The 16,395-nt window shown below is 65.2% G+C and carries 21 protein-coding genes and 1 tRNA gene; 6 read left to right on the top strand and 16 right to left on the bottom strand.

Annotation, left to right across the window (positions count from 1 at the left end):
- The first annotated feature begins 260 nt into the window (after window positions 1–260).
- A complete protein-coding gene (locus tag M9799_RS09720) occupies window positions 261–1,349 on the top strand; it encodes a glycosyl hydrolase family 79 C-terminal domain-containing protein (RefSeq protein WP_231041479.1) in 1,089 nt (362 codons plus the stop codon).
- Between the two features lie 184 nt (window positions 1,350–1,533).
- On the opposite strand, the gene M9799_RS09715 is transcribed toward M9799_RS09720, so the two are convergent.
- The gene (locus tag M9799_RS09715; RefSeq protein WP_231041478.1) at window positions 1,534–2,253 is read right to left on the bottom strand and encodes a YggS family pyridoxal phosphate-dependent enzyme; all 720 of its coding nucleotides are present in this window, start codon (window positions 2,251–2,253) and stop codon (window positions 1,534–1,536) included.
- Between the two features lie 38 nt (window positions 2,254–2,291).
- Here M9799_RS09715 and M9799_RS09710 point away from each other — a divergent pair, with 38 nt between their 5' ends.
- The 4 genes from M9799_RS09710 (at window position 2,292) to M9799_RS09695 (ending at window position 6,180) form a co-directional block, all read left to right on the top strand.
- Window positions 2,292–3,335, top strand: a complete 1,044-nt coding sequence (locus tag M9799_RS09710; RefSeq protein ID WP_231041477.1) for a type IV pilus twitching motility protein PilT — start codon at window positions 2,292–2,294, stop codon at window positions 3,333–3,335.
- Window positions 3,336–3,409: 74 nt separating this feature from the next.
- The gene (locus tag M9799_RS09705) at window positions 3,410–4,033 is read left to right on the top strand and encodes a Crp/Fnr family transcriptional regulator (protein ID WP_231042150.1); all 624 of its coding nucleotides are present in this window, start codon (window positions 3,410–3,412) and stop codon (window positions 4,031–4,033) included.
- Between the two features lie 51 nt (window positions 4,034–4,084).
- Window positions 4,085–5,221, top strand: coding sequence for a PilT/PilU family type 4a pilus ATPase (locus tag M9799_RS09700; RefSeq protein WP_231041476.1), 1,137 nt, complete (start codon window positions 4,085–4,087; stop codon window positions 5,219–5,221).
- A gap of 62 nt (window positions 5,222–5,283) precedes the next feature.
- Window positions 5,284–6,180, top strand: coding sequence for an NAD(P)-dependent oxidoreductase (locus tag M9799_RS09695; RefSeq protein ID WP_231041475.1), 897 nt, complete (start codon window positions 5,284–5,286; stop codon window positions 6,178–6,180).
- 45 nt (window positions 6,181–6,225) lie between these two features.
- Here M9799_RS09695 and M9799_RS09690 read toward each other — a convergent pair whose 3' ends face one another.
- The 3 genes from M9799_RS09690 to M9799_RS09680 are packed head-to-tail and all read right to left on the bottom strand — an operon-like array spanning window position 6,226 to window position 7,959.
- Complete coding sequence (locus M9799_RS09690; protein WP_231041474.1) at window positions 6,226–6,894, bottom strand: BON domain-containing protein; 669 nt, start codon at window positions 6,892–6,894, stop codon at window positions 6,226–6,228.
- Complete coding sequence (locus tag M9799_RS09685; protein ID WP_231041473.1) at window positions 6,891–7,499, bottom strand: SIS domain-containing protein; 609 nt, start codon at window positions 7,497–7,499, stop codon at window positions 6,891–6,893. The genes M9799_RS09690 and M9799_RS09685 overlap by 4 nt, the downstream gene beginning before the upstream one ends.
- A gap of 49 nt (window positions 7,500–7,548) precedes the next feature.
- Window positions 7,549–7,959: a YraN family protein gene (locus M9799_RS09680; protein ID WP_231041472.1), complete on the bottom strand. Its 411-nt coding sequence runs from the start codon at window positions 7,957–7,959 to the stop codon at window positions 7,549–7,551.
- Here M9799_RS09680 and rsmI point away from each other — a divergent pair.
- Complete coding sequence (gene rsmI / locus M9799_RS09675; protein ID WP_231041471.1) at window positions 7,959–8,885, top strand: 16S rRNA (cytidine(1402)-2'-O)-methyltransferase; 927 nt, start codon at window positions 7,959–7,961, stop codon at window positions 8,883–8,885. The genes M9799_RS09680 and rsmI overlap by 1 nt on opposite strands.
- Window positions 8,886–9,081: 196 nt before the next feature.
- Here rsmI and M9799_RS09670 read toward each other — a convergent pair whose 3' ends face one another.
- The 12 genes from M9799_RS09670 to rpsE form a co-directional block, all read right to left on the bottom strand.
- A complete protein-coding gene (locus M9799_RS09670) occupies window positions 9,082–10,338 on the bottom strand; it encodes an Hsp70 family protein (protein ID WP_231041470.1) in 1,257 nt (418 codons plus the stop codon).
- Between the two features lie 92 nt (window positions 10,339–10,430).
- A tRNA-Met gene (locus M9799_RS09665) sits at window positions 10,431–10,507 on the bottom strand.
- A gap of 24 nt (window positions 10,508–10,531) precedes the next feature.
- Window positions 10,532–10,921 carry a 50S ribosomal protein L17 gene (gene rplQ, locus M9799_RS09660; protein ID WP_231041469.1) on the bottom strand — a complete coding sequence of 130 codons (390 nt, stop codon included), beginning with the start codon at window positions 10,919–10,921 and terminating at the stop codon, window positions 10,532–10,534.
- A gap of 91 nt (window positions 10,922–11,012) precedes the next feature.
- Window positions 11,013–12,005, bottom strand: a complete 993-nt coding sequence (locus M9799_RS09655) for a DNA-directed RNA polymerase subunit alpha (RefSeq protein ID WP_159911552.1) — start codon at window positions 12,003–12,005, stop codon at window positions 11,013–11,015.
- 111 nt (window positions 12,006–12,116) lie between these two features.
- Window positions 12,117–12,740: a 30S ribosomal protein S4 gene (gene rpsD, locus M9799_RS09650; protein WP_231041468.1), complete on the bottom strand. Its 624-nt coding sequence runs from the start codon at window positions 12,738–12,740 to the stop codon at window positions 12,117–12,119.
- Between the two features lie 89 nt (window positions 12,741–12,829).
- Window positions 12,830–13,234 carry a 30S ribosomal protein S11 gene (rpsK, locus tag M9799_RS09645; protein WP_175502557.1) on the bottom strand — a complete coding sequence of 135 codons (405 nt, stop codon included), beginning with the start codon at window positions 13,232–13,234 and terminating at the stop codon, window positions 12,830–12,832.
- Between the two features lie 18 nt (window positions 13,235–13,252).
- A complete protein-coding gene (rpsM, locus tag M9799_RS09640) occupies window positions 13,253–13,618 on the bottom strand; it encodes a 30S ribosomal protein S13 (protein ID WP_231041467.1) in 366 nt (121 codons plus the stop codon).
- A gap of 21 nt (window positions 13,619–13,639) precedes the next feature.
- A complete protein-coding gene (gene rpmJ, locus M9799_RS09635) occupies window positions 13,640–13,753 on the bottom strand; it encodes a 50S ribosomal protein L36 (protein ID WP_003050535.1) in 114 nt (37 codons plus the stop codon).
- Between the two features lie 131 nt (window positions 13,754–13,884).
- Window positions 13,885–15,204 (bottom strand): preprotein translocase subunit SecY, encoded by a 1,320-nt coding sequence (secY, locus tag M9799_RS09630; RefSeq protein ID WP_231041466.1) that lies wholly within the window; start codon window positions 15,202–15,204, stop codon window positions 13,885–13,887.
- A gap of 23 nt (window positions 15,205–15,227) precedes the next feature.
- Window positions 15,228–15,659 carry a 50S ribosomal protein L15 gene (gene rplO, locus M9799_RS09625; RefSeq protein ID WP_231041465.1) on the bottom strand — a complete coding sequence of 144 codons (432 nt, stop codon included), beginning with the start codon at window positions 15,657–15,659 and terminating at the stop codon, window positions 15,228–15,230.
- An 11-nt stretch (window positions 15,660–15,670) separates the two neighbouring features.
- A complete protein-coding gene (rpmD, locus tag M9799_RS09620) occupies window positions 15,671–15,853 on the bottom strand; it encodes a 50S ribosomal protein L30 (RefSeq protein WP_119558609.1) in 183 nt (60 codons plus the stop codon).
- A gap of 11 nt (window positions 15,854–15,864) precedes the next feature.
- Window positions 15,865–16,383, bottom strand: coding sequence for a 30S ribosomal protein S5 (gene rpsE, locus M9799_RS09615; protein ID WP_231041464.1), 519 nt, complete (start codon window positions 16,381–16,383; stop codon window positions 15,865–15,867).
- Between the last annotated feature and the right edge of the window lie 12 nt (window positions 16,384–16,395).

The raw sequence follows: 16,395 nt of genomic DNA, 5'->3' as shown, positions 1-16,395 counted from the left end.
CCTGAATCGGTTCGTTTGACAGCTGCGGGCATGCAGCCGCAGGAAGTCCAGCTTAGCATGGGCCATCGCGCCGCATGGGCAGGTGTTTTCCGCCGGCCGCAGGGATTCGGCCCCGCGGACGCGGCGCTGTCGTACAACCCGCGGCGCAGCCTCTGGCCACAATGCCAGCCAGCCCTGCGCCAAGCCTGCGGGCGGCTGCGCTCCTTGTGAAACCTGCCTTCGCCGGCCTTGCCCGCGGCGGCCAGACCACCGGATAGACCATGCCCACAACCTTCCCCCTGCACTTTCCGCCCCTGCGCTCCCTGGCCTGGACGCTGGCAGGCGCCGCGCTGCTGGCCGGCTGCCAGCATGCCCCGAAGACCTACACCCACCCCGCGCTGTCCGCGCAGCCGGCGCGCATCGACGCGGGCCAGAGCGCACGGCTGTCCTGGGACGCGCCCGTGGGCAGCAGCCTGCGCATGAGCGGCCTCACCGCAACCCCGCCCGGCGCCGTGCTCGTGCACCCGGCCCAGACCACGACCTATACCCTCAGCGGCCCCGCGCCCAGCGGCGACCCCATCAGCGCCAGCACCACCGTGGAAGTGCGCCCCGCCGCCCAGCCGCTGGCCAGCCTGCGCATCGAGGGGCACCCCGTGGGCAGCCCGATCGCCGAAGGCTTCCTGGGCCTGGCGCAGGGCGCGGGAGCGGCCGACGGCCGCAACCGCCAGCTGCTGCGCAACCTCGAGAACTATGGCGGAGGGCCGCTGCGCGCCGGTGCGCCAGGCACCGGCACCTGTCCCGCTGTGGACCAGCTGGCGCATGCCGAGCCTCCCCGCAGCGCCGTGCGCTGCACGGCCGCGGCCGATGCGGCCCACGGCGCCGCTTCCGCGCTGTGGACCGCGGAGATGCTGCTGGACTATGCCCAGTGGGGCGCGGCCGGCGTGAACCTGCAGGGCCCGCTGCAGGACGCACGGGACGTCGGGCCCGGGTATTACGGCATGCTGTTCTTCGCGCAGTTTGCCGGCGCCCAGGGCCGGTGGCTGGCAACGCAGCTCGAGACCAGCGTGAGACTGCGGGCCTGGGCCGTGCGCGACGAGCGCAACCAGTCGGTGCGCGTCGCGCTGATCCACCGCGACCCGGGAGAGTCAGGCACGGTCGACGTGCAGCTGCCCGCCGGCATGCGCCAGGCCGTGGTCACGCGGCTCACCACCGCCGCGCCCCTGCGCCTGGCCGGCCAGACCTTCGACGGCAGCCGCGACGGCCGACCCATCGGCACCGCCTATGGGGAGATCCTGCAGGCCGATGAAAACGGGCAGGTGGTGCTGTCTCTGCCGGCTTCCAGCGCGGCGCTGCTGACGCTGACGCCGTAGAGCGGCACATCCGTTCGTCCTGGGCCAGTCGAAGGATGGACTGGCTCCGCGACAAGCGCAAGACACCCTTCGACAAGCTCAGGGCGAACGACGGACGGGGACAGGATGGGGCGGCTTGCCAGCGCGCCGCCCTGCAATCCGTTTGCCCGTCGAAGGATCGAAGGCCTGTCCTCCAGAGCTGCGTTCAAGCCGCCCTTGCCCGCCCGCCAAAAATCCCCCGCCCCACCCGCACCATCGTGCTCCCCGCCTGCACCGCCGCCTCGAGGTCGCCGGTCATTCCCAGCGACAGCGTATCGAACGCCGCCAGGCCCGGGGCGCCGCTGGCGGCAATGCTGTCGAAGAGCTGCCTGACACGCCGGTGCACCGCGCATTGCGCCGCGAAATCCCCAGCCTCATCGGGAATGGCCATCAGCCCGCGCAGCTGCAGCTTCGGCAACAGCGCCACGGCCCGGGCCAGCGCCAGCGCCTCCTCCAGCGGCACGCCGGACTTGGTCGTGCCGCCGTCGGGGTTGACCTGCAGGCAGACCTGCAGCGGCGCCATGCCGTCAGGCCGCTGGTCGGACAGGCGCTGCGCGATCTTCAGCCGGTCCACGCTGTGCGCCCAGTCGAAATGCTCGGCCACCAGCCGTGTCTTGTTGCTCTGGATCGGCCCGATGCAATGCCAGGCCAGCGCCGGCTGTTCCCAGTCCATCTCGCGCAGGATGGCGATCTTCTCGACGGCCTCCTGGATGTAGTTCTCGCCGAAGTCGCGCTGGCCCTGCAGCGCCGCCTCGCGCACGGCGTCGGGGCCGAAGGTCTTGGAGACGGCCAGCAGCGCCACGCTGTCCGGCGCGCGCCCGGCATCCACACAGGCCTGTTGCAGGCGCGTCCGGATCTGGTGGAGGTTGATAGCAATCGTTGTCATAATCAGCGCCAAGCGTACCAAACGACAAAGGGTCTCTCGTGGACATCACCCAACTGCTGGCGTTCAGCGTCAAGAACAAGGCCTCCGACCTGCATTTGTCGGCCGGTCTGCCGCCGATGATCCGCGTGCATGGCGACGTGCGCCGCATCAACGTCGACGCGCTGGACCACAAGACCGTCCACGCCATGATCTACGACATCATGAACGACGCCCAGCGCAAGGTCTACGACGAATTCCTCGAGATCGACTTCTCCTTCGAGATCGAAGGCCTGGCGCGCTTTCGCGTCAACGCCTTCAACCAGTACCGCGGCGCGGCGGCGGTGTTCCGCACCATTCCCAGCAAGATCCTGACGCTCGAGCAGCTCAACGCACCGAAGATCTTCGCCGAGCTCGCGCTCAAGCCGCGCGGCCTGGTGCTGGTCACCGGCCCCACCGGCTCGGGCAAGTCGACCACGCTGGCGGCCATGGTCAACTACCTCAATGAGACCGAGTACGGCCACATCCTCACCGTCGAGGACCCGATCGAGTTCGTCCACGACTCGAAGAAGTGCCTGATCAACCAGCGCGAGGTCGGCCCGATGACGCATTCTTTCGCGGCCGCACTGCGCTCGGCGCTGCGCGAAGACCCCGATGCCATCCTGGTGGGCGAAATGCGCGACCTGGAAACCATCCGCCTGGCGATGACCGCCGCCGAAACCGGCCATCTGGTGTTCGGCACGCTGCACACCTCGAGCGCCGCCAAGACCATCGACCGGATCATCGACGTCTTCCCCGCCGAGGAAAAGGAAATGGTGCGCGCCATGCTGTCGGAGTCGCTGCAGGCGGTCATCTCGCAGACGCTTTGCAAGACCAAGGACGGCACGGGCCGCGTGGCGGCGCACGAGATCATGCTCGGCACCAGCGCCATCCGCAACCTGATCCGCGAGGCCAAGGTGGCGCAGATGTATTCGACCATCCAGACCAGCCAGAACGTCGGCATGCAGACGCTGGATCAGAACCTCACCGACCTGGTGCGGCGCAACCTCATCAGCGCCGCCGAAGCCCGCACCAAGGCCAAGATCCCGGACAACTTCCCCGGTTGAGAACTTGCCATGAGCCCGCGCCAGCGCTTTTGCCATGCCTGCCACTGCCGCGGCACGGCAGGGAGCGCATGGTGATGCGCATCCTGCAGCGGCTGCGCCAGACGCCGGAGAGCGATGCGCCGCGGCTCGAGGCCGAGTCCGCGTTCTTCAGCACCGTCTGGCACGAGGGCCATCCCGGACCGTTGGTGCCCTGGGAGGCGCGCGCGGTCGAGCTGGGCGCAAAGCCGCTCGCGGCGCGCGCCGCGCGGCGCAAGCTGCAGGCGCTTTGGGCGCACGACCGCCATTTGGCGACCCTCACCCCCGAGGCGCTCGCGCGCCTGGAGCGCTACCTGCACTTTGCCGCCGTCAAGGCCCAGCGCGACGTCATCCATCAGGACGAATACGGCAACTTCATGGTGGTGGTGCTCAGCGGCGAGCTGGTCGTCAACCGCCGCCAGCCCTGGGGCGAATCGCTGCGCCTGGCGCAGACCGGCCCGGGCGACCTGCTGGGCGAGATGTCGCTGCTCGACAGCGGCCAGCGCTTTTCCAGCTGCACCACCCTGGTGGACAGCGAACTCGCGGTGCTCAGCGCCGAAGCCCTGGACGACATGCTGCTGCACGATCCGGCACTGGCCGCCCAATTGATCGCCATCCTCGCCCGCAAGCTCTCGGTGCGCCTGCGCGCCGTGAGCAGCCGGCTGGGGCCCCAGTCGCCTTGAGCCCCCTATCCGGCAGCGCCCTCCAGGCCCTGCCCAGCCACCGGAGATTCCATGGAACGAGACCAGGCCAGTAAATTCATCAACGATCTGCTCCAGCTGATGGTCAGCCGCAATGGCAGCGACCTCTTCATCACCGCCGACTTCCCGCCGGCCATCAAGGTCGACGGCAAGGTCACCAAGGTTTCGCCCCAGCCGCTGACGCCGCTGCACACGCTGACGCTGGCGCGCTCGATCATGAGCGACAAGCAGATCGCCGACTTCGAGCGCACCAAGGAAAGCAACTTCGCGATCTCGCCGGCGGGCATCGGGCGCTTCCGCGTCAACACCTTCATGCAGCAGGGGCGCATCGGCATGGTCATGCGCACCATCCCCATGAACGTGCCGACCATCGACAAGCTCGGCGTGCCGCAGGTGCTCAAGGAAATCTCGCTGGCCAAGCGCGGCCTGTGCATCCTGGTCGGCGCCACAGGCTCGGGCAAGTCGACCACGCTCGCGGCCATGGTCGACTGGCGCAACGAGAACTCCTACGGCCACATCATCACCGTCGAGGACCCTATCGAATTCGTGCACCCGCACAAGAACTGCGTGGTCACCCAGCGCGAGGTCGGCCTCGACACCGAAAGCTGGGACGCGGCGCTAAAGAACACGCTGCGCCAGGCGCCGGACGTGATCCTGATGGGCGAGATACGCGACCGCGAGACCATGGAGCACGCGATCGCGTTCTCCGAGACCGGCCACCTGTGCCTGGCGACGCTGCACGCCAACAGCGCCAACCAGGCGCTGGACCGGGTGGTCAACTTCTTCCCCGAGGAGCGCCGCCCGCAGCTGCTGATGGACCTGTCGCTGAACCTGCGCGCACTGGTGTCGCAGCGCCTGATCCCGAAGCAGGACGGCAAGGGCCGGATCGCGGCCATCGAGGTGATGCTCAACACCCCGCTGATCTCCGACCTGATCTTCAAGGGCGAGGTCGCCGAGATCAAGGAAGTCATGAAAAAGGGCCGCGAGCTGGGCATGCAGACCTTCGACCAGGCGTTGTTCGATCTGTTCGAGGCCCAGCACATCACCTACGAGGATGCGTTGCGCAATGCCGACTCGGTCAACGACCTGCGCCTGCAGATCAAGCTCAACAGCCAGCGCGCGCGCAATCTAGACCTGTCCTCCGGCACAGAGCATTTCGCGATCGTCTGAGGCCGCAGGCCTCGCCCCCATCCTGCCCGTCCCCGGGCTGTTTTCCGTTGGAGATTTTTTCTATGTCTAGCTCTGCCGTACCGCCACGTTCCGTCGCCTTCCTGGGCCTGGGTGTGATGGGCTACCCCATGGCCGGCCACCTGGCGCGCGCCGGCCACCGCGTCACGGTCTACAACCGCACCCCGGCCAAGGCTGCGCAGTGGTGCGCCGAATACGCCGATACTCCGGCGCCGCGCCAGGCGGCCACGCCGCGCGAAGCCGCCGCGGGCGCCGAACTGGTGTTCTGCTGCGTCGGCAATGACGACGACCTGCGCTCGGTCGTGCTCGGTCCCCAGGGCGCACTGGCCGGCATGGCCCCGGGCGCGATCTTCGTCGACCACACGACGGCCTCGGCCGAGGTCGCGCGCGAGCTCAATGCCGCCGCGCAGGCGCTGGGCCTGCAATTCATCGACGCGCCGGTCTCGGGCGGCCAGGCCGGCGCGCAGAACGGCCAGCTCACCGTGATGTGCGGCGGCGACGCCACGGCATTCGCCACGGTGCAGCCCGTGGCCATGGCCTTCGCGCGCGCCTGCACGCTGCTGGGCGACAGCGGCGCGGGCCAGCTGGCGAAGATGGTCAACCAGATCTGCCTGGCCGGGCTGATCCAGGGCCTGTCCGAAGCCATTGCCTTTGGCGGCAGGGCCGGGCTGGACATGGCGCAGGTGCTGGAGGTGATCGGCAAGGGCGCGGCGCAGAGCTGGCAGATGGACCAGCGCGGCAAGACCATGATTGCCGACAAGTTCGACTTCGGCTTTGCCGTCGACTGGATGCGCAAGGACCTGGGCCTGGTGCTCGACGAAGCCAAGCGCAACGGCGCACGGCTGCCGGTCACTGCCCTGGTGGACCAGTTCTATGCCGACGTGCAGCAGATGGGCGGCAACCGCTGGGATACGTCCAGCCTGATCAAACGCCTGCGCTGAACGCGAAAAAGCCGGCACTGCCGGCTTTTTCCTGGGCGCGGAACGTCAGGGCGCGGGCGTGGACACGGGGGCCGCATCGGTCGTGACCGGCGCCGGCTTGGTCTGGTAGCGTGCCAGCTCGTCCTCGGAAACCACCTCGAACACGCGCACCACCTTGGTCACGTCATTGACCCCGCGCGCGATCTCGGCGGCACGCTTGGCTTCGCGCGGCGTGACGATGCCCATCAGGTAGACGATCTTGTTCTCGGTCACGACCTTGAAGGCCGAGGCCTGCAGGTCCTTGGCGTCCATGAGGCTGGCGCGCACCTTGCCGGTGATGAAGGTGTCGCCCGAGCGCTGGCTCAGCGTCGCGGTGAAGGGCGCGACCGCGGTCTCGTTGACCACCGCGCGCACATTGTCGACGGACTGCACCAGGCGGCCCAGCGCCTGCTTGTCGGTCTCGTTGCCGACTTCGCCGGTCAGCAGCACCTGGCGGTTGTAGCTGGTCACATTGATGCGTGCCTTGTCGCCCATGGTCTCGCGAATGCGGTTCGCGGCCTTGACCTCGATGCTTTCGTCCTCGACCACCGTGCCGGCCGTGCGCCGGTCCACGGCCACCAGCGTGCCGGCCACCATGCCGCCCCCCACGACCAGCGGAACGCAGGCGGACAGCGCGCCTCCCAGCAGCACACAGGCCAAACCCGAACACAGGGCACGACGGATCTCGATCTTCATAAAGGCATCTCCTGTTCACCTAACAACTGGGCATCCACGCCATCGCACAGGCAATGCAGCACCAGCGCATGCACCTCGCGCACCCGCGCCGCGCGGTCGTGCGGCACGCAGACCAGCACATCGGTCTCGCGCATGCGCGCGGCCAGCGCACCGCCGGTGCGGCCGCTGAGCACCACGACCATCATGTCGCGCTCGTGCGCGGCTTCCACCGCCTCGAGCGCGCAGGGGTCGTCGCCGCTCACCGACAGCACCACCAGCAGATCGCCGGCCTGGCCCAGCGCGCGCACCTGGCGCGCCAGGTAATGCTGTGCATTGCCCCCGCCGCCCGACACCGGCAGATTGCCCAGCAGCCCACCCTGCGCCGTCAGCGCCAGCGCGGCCAGCTCGGGCCGGTCGCGCTCGAAGCCCGTCACGCACAGCGCGGCAAACATCTGCGCGTCGGTGACGGAAGGGCCGCTGCCGCAGGCCAGTACCTTGCCGCCACTGGTCACGCAGGCCAGCATGGCCTGCACGGCGGAAGCTATTGGGAGACTCAGCGCCTGCGCCGCCTGGTACTTCAGGTCGGCGCTGTCGATGAAATGCTGTTGGATTCGTTGCTCAAGCATGGAGGCCCGATGATAACTGCGCGGCCACTAACCTTTTGCCGCCCCGCGGTTACCCGGGCAGTGCGGCGCTGTCGAAGGCCGCGCGCAGCCACTGCACGCCCGCGGCCTCGATCAGCACCACGTCGAAGCGGCAGGGAGGCGGCGCCGGCCAGCGCTGCAGGTAATGCCGCGCCGCGTGCACGATGCGCGACTGCTTGATCGCGCCGATGCTGGCGCCCGCGCCGCCATAGCCCGGGCGGCCACGGCTGCGCACCTCGACGAACACCAGGGTGCCATCGGCATCGCGCATGATGAGGTCAATTTCACCACCGCCACGTCCGGGCGTCCGATAATTGCGCTCCACCAGGCGCAGGCCCGCCCCCTGCAGGCAGCGCAGCGCCCGGTCTTCACCGGCCTGGCCCCGCTGCCGCGTGGTGGCCGGCGCCGCCTGCGCTGCGGCAGGATTTTTAAGGAAACCCATTGAGTGCCTCTTTCGCCTCCGCGCTGAGCGCTGCCCACGACGCAGCCTCGGCGCAAAACTACCCGCCGGGCGCGCTGTATGTGGTCGCCACCCCGATCGGCAACCTGGCCGACATCAGCCTGCGCGCGCTGCATGTACTGCAGCTCGTCGACGGCATTGCCTGCGAGGACACGCGCCACACCCAGGGCCTGCTGCGCTCCTACGGCCTTGAGCGCCCGGGCAGCCAGCTGCTGGCGCTGCACCAGCATAACGAAGCCGAAGCCGCGCAGCAGGTGATCGCGCGTCTGCAGCAAGGTCAACGCCTGGCCTATGTCAGCGACGCCGGCACGCCCGGCGTGAGCGACCCGGGCGCGCGCCTGGCCGCGGCGGTGCAGGCCGCGGGCCTGCGCACCATTCCCCTGCCCGGCGCCAGCAGCATCACCGCCGCGCTCAGCGTCGCCGGCGCGGTGGCGCATTCCCAGGCCAGCAGCGGTTTCCTGTTTGCCGGTTTCCTCGCCAGCAAGCAGGCCGAGCGCACGGCCCAGGTCCAGCAACTGGGCCAGGAAGCGCGCTGCTGCGTGCTGCTCGAGGCGCCGCACCGCATCGGCGAGCTGGCGCAGGCCCTGGCCGTGCTGGGCCCGCGCCCGGTCACGCTGGCGCGCGAGATCACCAAGCAGTTCGAGGAAATCGTGACCCAGCCCGCGCAGCAACTGCCCGCCTGGCTGGACGGCTCGCCCCAACGCTCGCGCGGCGAATTCGTCGTCGTGCTGCACCCCGTGGAACTGCAGGATGACAGCGGCGAGGGCCTGCGCGTGCTGCGCCTGCTGCTGGCCGAGCTCCCCACCAAGGCCGCGGTGCGCCTGGCCGCAGAGATCACGGGCGCGCCACGCAATGCGCTTTATGACGCAGCGCTGGAGATAAGACGCGAGGGGACTGAAGAGGAGTGACTCCCCTCATCGGCGCCAGTCATTCTTCGAAAGTGCCGTCCAGGCAGGCACAGGGCGAACGGATTACCCCCCGTTCGTCCTGAGCTCGCCGCAGGATGAACGTCCTGTGCTCGAGATAACGCAACGACCTTCCCTTCCGGCTAGAGTGGCCGCGTCGAAAGATGAACGTCCTGCCTTCGAGACAAGACGAGCCCCCTCACCCCTGCGTGTAAACCAATCCCGAAGCCACCCCGCCAAACAGATCCCCTTCGACCTGCTCCGTCTCCGGAAACGCCGCGCGCAAGGCGCTGCGCAGCGGCCGCAGCGCCGAGGACCCGCCCGTGAGATAGATCGCATCGAGCGCATCCGCAGCCACACCCGCGCGGCGCAGGCATTCCCCGGCGCAGGCCACTACACGTGCCAGCGCCGGCTGCAGATGCAGGGCCAGCGCCTCGGGCGTGGCCTCGGCTTGCAGCTGCGCCTCGAGCCAGCCCAGGTCCAGGGTCTGCGCCATGCCGGTCTGCGACACCGCGATCTTGCCCTGCTCCATGGTGTTGGCCAGACGGTGGCCCAGGCGTTCTTCCAGCACCGTCATCAGCCGCGCATGCAGGCGCTCGTCCTTGTAATCCGTGCGCAGGGCCTGTGCCTCGCGCACTGCCTTGGCGGTGTAGAGCCACTGGATCAGATGCCAGGTCGACAGATCGTGAAACACCCGGCTGGGCACCTCGCGCCCGCTCTTGCCATGGTGGCGCAGGCCCAGCAGTGGCTGCAGCAGCTCGAGATTGAGCCGCTGGTCGAAGTCGGTGCCGCCGATGTGCACGCCGGTCGTTGCCAGCACGTCGGCGCTGCGGTCCGCGTGCGCCATGCGTTCGGGCCCCAGGCGCACGACCGTGAAGTCGGAGGTACCGCCGCCGATGTCGACCACCAGCACCACCGACTCACGGGAAAGGCGCTGCTCGTAATCCAGCGCCGCGGCAATCGGCTCGAGCTGGAACTGCACCTGCGCAAACCCGGCGCGGTGTGCGGCCTCGCGCAGCGCGCTTTCGGCCGCCGCGTCGCGCGCGGCATCGTCATCGACGAAATGCACCGGCCGGCCCAGCACCACGCGCTCGGGCATTTGCCCGAGTTCCTGCTGCGCGCGCGCCGCGAGGTGACGCAGGAACAGCGCAATGATGTCCTGGTAGCTCACCAGGTTGCCGTGCACCACCGTCTTGTCCTGCAGCAGCGCGCTGCCCAGCAGGCTCTTGAGCGAGCGCATGAGCCGCCCTTCCTCGCCTTCGAGGTACTGCGCCATGGCATCGCGGCCGAAATGCGTGGTCAATTCCTCGGCATGGAAGAACAGCGCCGTGGGCATGGCCAATTGCTCCCCCTCCAGCGGAATCAGCCGCGCCGGGCCGCCCGCGCTGCGCAGCGCCATGGCCGAATTGGAGGTGCCGAAATCAATGCCAAGGGTGCTGGGGAAAGAAGAAATCATCGATCGGAGGGCCGCAAAGGCAAGGAAAACGCAAGCGCCGCAAGCGCGGCGCAAAAACAAAAACGCCCACTGAAAAGTGGGCGTTGAATGTTTGGTTGCGCGAGAAGGATTTGAACCTTCGACCTTTGGGTTATGAGCCCAACGAGCTACCAGACTGCTCCATCGCGCGGTATGTAGTTATTGTACAGCAGATTTAGGCTGCTGCGTCGGAAGTTTGCACTTCTTCGGTGCGTTCCACCAGTTCGACGTAGGCCATGGGAGCGTTGTCGCCCACGCGGAAGCCCATCTTCAGGATACGCGTGTAGCCGCCAGGACGGGCGTTGAAACGGGGACCCAGCACGTTGAACAGCTTGGTCACGCTGTCGCGGTCGCGCAGGCGGTCGAAAGCCAGGCGGCGGTTGGCGACGGTGTCGACCTTGGCCAGGGTGATCATGGGCTCGATCACGCGGCGCAGTTCCTTGGCCTTGGGGACGGTGGTCTTGATGGCTTCGTGCTCGATGAGCGAATTCATCATGTTCTGCAGCATCGCCAGGCGGTGCGAAGAAGTGCGGTTGAGTTTGCGGAGGCCGTGACCGTGACGCATGGTGCTTTTTCCTTGATATGTAATTAAATCAGGCAGCCGTATCAGGTACTGCCCGAGGCACTGCCCACCGAAGCGGGCCGCGAATTATAGCTTAACGCTTGTCCAAACCAGCCGGGGGCCAGTTTTCCAGCTTCATGCCCAGCGTCAGACCGCGGGAAGCCAGGACTTCCTTGATCTCGTTGAGCGACTTGCGACCCAGGTTGGGGGTCTTGAGCAGCTCGTTTTCGGTACGCTGGATCAGGTCGCCGATGTAGTAGATGTTTTCGGCCTTCAGGCAGTTGGCCGAACGCACCGTCAGTTCCAGTTCGTCCACAGGACGCAGCAGGATCGGGTCGAAGCTCGCGTTGTTGCGCGGAGCAGCGCTGCCCGTGATGCCTTCCAGATCGCCGCCTTCGAGCTGCGCGAACACAGCCAGCTGCTCGACCAGGATCTTGGCCGAAGCGCGCACTGCGTCTTCCGCCGTGATGGCACCGTTGGTTTCGATTTCCACCACCAGCTTGTCGAGGTCGGTACGCTGCTCGACACGTGCGCTTTCCACCGTGTAGCTCACGCGCTTCACGGGGGAGAACGAGGCGTCCAGCACGATGCGGCCGATCGACTTGGTGGATTCATCGCCATAGCGACGCACGTTGCCCGGCACGTAGCCACGGCCCTTTTCGACCTTGATCTGCATGTCCAGCTTGCCGCCTTGCGACAGGTTGGCAATGACATGATCAGGGTTGACGATCTCGACATCGTGCGGGGTCTGGATGTCGCGCGCCGTGACGACGCCTTCGCCATCCTTGCGCAGGCTCAGGGTCACTTCGTCGCGGTTGTGCAGCTTGAACACCACGCCCTTGAGGTTCAGCAGGATGTTGACCACATCTTCCTGAACGCCGTCGATCGAAGAGTACTCGTGGAGCACACCCGCAATCGTGACTTCCGTCGCTGCGTAACCCACCATGGACGAGAGCAGCACACGGCGCAGGGCGTTGCCCAGCGTGTGGCCGTAACCACGCTCGAACGGCTCAAGTGCAACCTTGGCACGGTTGTGGCCAAGTTGTTCGACATTGATTGCCTTGGGTTTCAGCAAATTGGTTTGCATGCAGACTTCCTCTCAATACCCCCGGCTCGTTACACCGGTAAGGCTGGTGAAGCGCCTAAACCGCGATGCCTCGCGGTTCAGGGACGGTTTAGCGAAAATGAGCCGAAAAAATCAACGCGAATACAATTCAACGATCAGGGATTCGTTGATGTCTGCGCCGAATTCGTCACGGTCAGGAGCCTTCTTGAAGGTGCCTTCAGCCTTGTCCAGGCTGACTTCGACCCAAGCGGGGAAGCCCACTTGCTGTGCCAGTTGCAGGGCTTCGACGATGCGGGCCTGCTTCTTGGACTTTTCGCGCACGGCAACCACGTCGCCGACCTTGACCAGGTAGGAGGCGATGTTCACCGATTGACCGTTCACGGTGATCGCCTTGTGCGACACCAGTTGGCGGGCTTCTGCACGCGTGGAGCCGAAGCCCATGCGGTACACGACGTTGTCCAGGCGGCTTTCCAGCAGCGACAGCAGGTTGGCACCGGTGTTACCCTTCTTGCTGTCGGCAGCTTCGAAGTAGCGGCGGAATTGCTTTTCCAGCACGCCGTACATGCGCTTGACCTTCTGCTTCTCACGCAGTTGCAGACCGTAGTCCGAAGTGCGCTGGCCGGAGGTGCGGCCGTGCTGACCGGGCTTGGTGTCGAACTTCGACTTGTCCGCGATCGAGCGGCGGGCGCTCTTCAGGAACAGGTCGGTGCCTTCACGGCGGGAAAGTTTGGCCTTGGGGCCGATATAACGTGCCACTTGATCTTCCTTGTGTCATCTTCCGCAAGTGCATTGCGGGAGCCACCTGCCTGGCAGAACCATGCAGGTGGCGGTGGGCTTATAAAAAATTAGATGCGACGACGCTTTTGCGGGCGGCAGCCGTTGTGCGGCACGGGCGTCACGTCCGAGATGGAAGTGATGCGGATGCCCAGGGCACCCAGAGCGCGCACCGACGATTCGCGACCTGGACCGGGGCCCTTGATCTCGACGTCGACGTTCTTGATGCCTTGTTCGATCGCGGCACGGCCAGCCACTTCGGAAGCGACCTGGGCTGCGAAAGGCGTCGACTTGCGCGAGCCCTTGAAGCCTTGGCCACCCGACGAAGCCCACGACAGGGCGTTGCCCTGGCGGTCGGTGATGGTGATGATCGTGTTGTTGAACGATGCGTGCACGTGGGCGATGCCGTCAGAAATGTTCTTGCGAACCTTCTTGCGCACGCGTTGCGCTGCGTTGTTGGCGGGAGATTTAGCCATGGTGATCTTTCAATCTCTTTATTTCTTCAAAGCCGCTGCACCCTTGCGCGGACCCTTGCGGGTACGGGCATTCGTGCGCGTGCGCTGGCCGCGCATGGGCAGGCCACGGCGATGACGGAAACCGCGATAGCAGCCGATGTCCATCAAGCGCTTGATGTTCATCGTCGTTTCACGGCGCAGGTCACCTTCGATGGTGAACTGGGCAATCGCGTCACGGATTTTCTCGAGATCGCTATCCGTCAGATCCTTGATCTTCTTGGAATATGCGATGTCGCATGCTTCGCAAATCTTGCGAGCACGGGTACGACCGATACCATAAATAGCGGTCAGGCCGATTTCAGCATGCTGATGCGGCGGGATATTGATGCCAGCGATACGTGCCATATGCGTCCTCTATACTTTCAATCAACCCTGGCGCTGCTTATGGCGCTGGTCTGTGCAGATCACACGCACCACACCCTTGCGGCGGATGATCTTGCAGTTGCGGCAGATTTTCTTGACCGAAGCCGAAACTCTCATTCCAATTCTCCTAAAACTTTGCATCCGTTCCGGCCAATCTGCACGGAACCTTGTGGCGTCCCCATTCGGGACAATCTACTAACTTTGGGCTGGAGGCTGCGGGCACCGCCCGAAGCCTCCATGACTTTTTCTCAAGTGCCCGGCGTACCCTTGAAGTTCGCTTTCTTGAGGAGCGACTCGTACTGCTGCGACATCATGTAGTTCTGCACCTGTGCCATGAAGTCCATGGTCACCACCACGATGATCAGCAGTGATGTGCCACCGAAGTAGAACGGAACGTTGTACTTCAGGATCATGAACTCGGGCAGCAGACACACGAAGGTGATGTAAACCGCGCCAGCCAGGGTCAGGCGAACCAGGATCTTATCGATGTAGCGCGCCGTGTGCTCACCTGGGCGAATACCCGGAATGAACGCACCGCTCTTCTTCAGATTGTCGGCGGTTTCCCGGCTGTTGAAGACCAGGGCCGTATAGAAGAAGCAGAAGAAGATGATGGCCGCCGCATAGAACATCACGTACACCGGCTGACCAGGGGTCAGGGCGCCTGCGATGTCACGCAGCCAACGCATCGATTCTCCAGCGCTGAACCAGTTCACCACCGTGGCGGGCAACAAGATGATCGAGGAAGCGAAGATGGGAGGAATGACCCCGGCCATGTTCAGCTTCAGCGGCAGGTGCGAGGACTGGCCGCCATAAACCTTGTTGCCGACTTGACGGCGTGCGTAATTCACCAGGATCTTGCGCTGCCCCCGCTCGACGAACACGACGAAATACGTCACGCCCGCCACCACGAGAACAATGAAGATCGCAGCCAGAATGCTCATCGCGCCGGTGCGCACCAGTTCCAGCAATCCACCGATCGAGCTGGGCAGGCCTGCGGCAATACCAGCGAAGATCAGGATCGAGATACCGTTGCCCAGACCACGTTCCGTGATCTGTTCACCGAGCCACATCAGGAACATGGTGCCTGCGGTCAGGCTCACCACCGCCGTGAGGCGGAAGCCGAAGCCTGGGCTGAGCACCAGCCCTGCCGAGCTTTCCAGAGCCACTGCAATCCCAAGGGACTGAAAAATTGCCAGGGCCAGCGTGCCGTAGCGGGTGTACTGGGTAATCTTGCGACGACCCGCTTCACCTTCCTTTTTCAGCTGTTCGAACGTCGGGACGACATAGGTCATCAGCTGCATGATGATCGATGCCGAGATGTACGGCATGATCCCCAGAGCAAACACCGTGAAGCGCGACAGCGCTCCACCCGAGAACATGTTGAACAGGTTGAGAATGCCGCCCTGCTGGCCATTGAACAGCTGCTGCAGCTGCGCTGGATCGATGCCCGGCACGGGGATATGCGCCCCGATGCGGTATACGACCAGCGCCAGCAACAGAAAAACCAGCCGGCGACGCAAATCGCCGAATTTTCCGGTTTTTGCAATTTGAGCTGCGCTAGTAGCCACGGATGTCTTCTTTCAGAACTTGATCAGGCCACGTTGCCACCGGCAGCTTCGATAGCTGCCTTGGCACCCGCTGTAGCAGCAATACCGTTCAGCTTGACAGCCTTGGTGATTGCGCCGCTCTTGATGACCTTCACGACTTTGGCGATTTCACCGACCAGGCCAGCCTGCTTGAGGGCAGCCAGATCGACTTCGGCCAGACCGAGTTGCTCGAGGGCAGTCAGGGTCACTTCTGCATTGAACTTCAGCAGATGCGACTTGAAACCGCGCTTGGGCAGACGGCGTTGCAGAGGCATTTGACCGCCTTCGAAGCCGACCTTGTGGTAGCCGCCCGAACGCGATTTCTGACCCTTGTGACCACGGCCGGCAGTCTTGCCCAGGCCGGAGCCGATGCCGCGGCCAACGCGGCGCTTGGCGTGCTTCGCGCCGTCTGCAGGCTTGATGCTATTGAGTTCCATCATCAATCCTTTCAGAGGACCTTGACCAGATAGCTGATCTTGTTGATCATGCCACGGACTTCGGGCGTGTCTTGCAGCTCGCTGATGCTGTTGAGCTTGCGCAGACCCAGGCCGCGAACGGTGGCGCGATGCGATTCCTTGGTGCCGATAGGGCTGCGCACCAGTTGAATCTTGACAGTTTGTTGCGTCGTCATGTGGACTCCAATCAGGCGAAGATGTCTTCGACCGACTTGCCGCGCTTCGATGCCACTTCCGCAGGGGTCGTGGAACGAGTCAGGGCGTCTAACGTGGCGCGGACCATGTTGTAAGGGTTGGAGGAACCATGGCTCTTGGCCACGATGTCCGTGATGCCCAACACTTCGAACACGGCGCGCATCGGGCCGCCGGCGATGATGCCGGTACCCTTGGGAGCGGGAGCCATCATGACCGAGGCGGCACCGTGGTGACCGTTGACCATGTGATGGATCGTGCCGTTCTTCAGGGACACCTTGATCATGTTGCGGCGCGCTTCTTCCATCGCCTTCTGCACGGAGGCGGGCACTTCCTTGGACTTGCCCTTGCCCATGCCAACGCGGCCGTCACCGTCGCCAACCACGGTCAGTGCAGCGAAGCCGAGAATACGACCACCCTTCACAACCTTGGTGACGCGGTTCACCGCGATCATTTTTTCGCGCAGACCGTCGTCACGACCTTCGTCTTGCACTTTGGGGGTAAATTTAGCCATTTTTATCCGCTC

Origin of the sequence: Comamonas endophytica (assembly GCF_023634805.2) — a bacterium.
Classification (GTDB): Bacteria; Pseudomonadota; Gammaproteobacteria; order Burkholderiales; family Burkholderiaceae_C; genus Comamonas; species Comamonas endophytica.
Note: the sequence above shows the minus strand (reverse complement) of the source record. Positions and strands in the feature narration are given on the sequence as shown.

Coding starts and splice junctions, on each gene's coding strand:
- M9799_RS09705 (WP_231042150.1), top strand. CDS start 3,410: ATGCGCATCCTGCAGCGGCTGCGCCAGACGCCGGAGAGCGATGCGCCG.
- M9799_RS09700 (WP_231041476.1), top strand. CDS start 4,085: ATGGAACGAGACCAGGCCAGTAAATTCATCAACGATCTGCTCCAGCTG.
- M9799_RS09680 (WP_231041472.1), bottom strand. CDS start 7,959: ATGGGTTTCCTTAAAAATCCTGCCGCAGCGCAGGCGGCGCCGGCCACC.
- M9799_RS09685 (WP_231041473.1), bottom strand. CDS start 7,499: ATGCTTGAGCAACGAATCCAACAGCATTTCATCGACAGCGCCGACCTG.
- rplQ (WP_231041469.1), bottom strand. CDS start 10,921: ATGCGTCACGGTCACGGCCTCCGCAAACTCAACCGCACTTCTTCGCAC.
- rplO (WP_231041465.1), bottom strand. CDS start 15,659: ATGGAACTCAATAGCATCAAGCCTGCAGACGGCGCGAAGCACGCCAAG.
- M9799_RS09670 (WP_231041470.1), bottom strand. CDS start 10,338: ATGATTTCTTCTTTCCCCAGCACCCTTGGCATTGATTTCGGCACCTCC.
- rpsM (WP_231041467.1), bottom strand. CDS start 13,618: ATGGCACGTATCGCTGGCATCAATATCCCGCCGCATCAGCATGCTGAA.
- rpsE (WP_231041464.1), bottom strand. CDS start 16,383: ATGGCTAAATTTACCCCCAAAGTGCAAGACGAAGGTCGTGACGACGGT.
- rpsK (WP_175502557.1), bottom strand. CDS start 13,234: ATGGCTAAATCTCCCGCCAACAACGCAGCGCAACGCGTGCGCAAGAAG.
- M9799_RS09720 (WP_231041479.1), top strand. CDS start 261: ATGCCCACAACCTTCCCCCTGCACTTTCCGCCCCTGCGCTCCCTGGCC.
- M9799_RS09695 (WP_231041475.1), top strand. CDS start 5,284: ATGTCTAGCTCTGCCGTACCGCCACGTTCCGTCGCCTTCCTGGGCCTG.
- M9799_RS09715 (WP_231041478.1), bottom strand. CDS start 2,253: ATGACAACGATTGCTATCAACCTCCACCAGATCCGGACGCGCCTGCAA.
- M9799_RS09655 (WP_159911552.1), bottom strand. CDS start 12,005: ATGCAAACCAATTTGCTGAAACCCAAGGCAATCAATGTCGAACAACTT.
- rpmJ (WP_003050535.1), bottom strand. CDS start 13,753: ATGAGAGTTTCGGCTTCGGTCAAGAAAATCTGCCGCAACTGCAAGATC.
- rpmD (WP_119558609.1), bottom strand. CDS start 15,853: ATGACGACGCAACAAACTGTCAAGATTCAACTGGTGCGCAGCCCTATC.
- M9799_RS09690 (WP_231041474.1), bottom strand. CDS start 6,894: ATGAAGATCGAGATCCGTCGTGCCCTGTGTTCGGGTTTGGCCTGTGTG.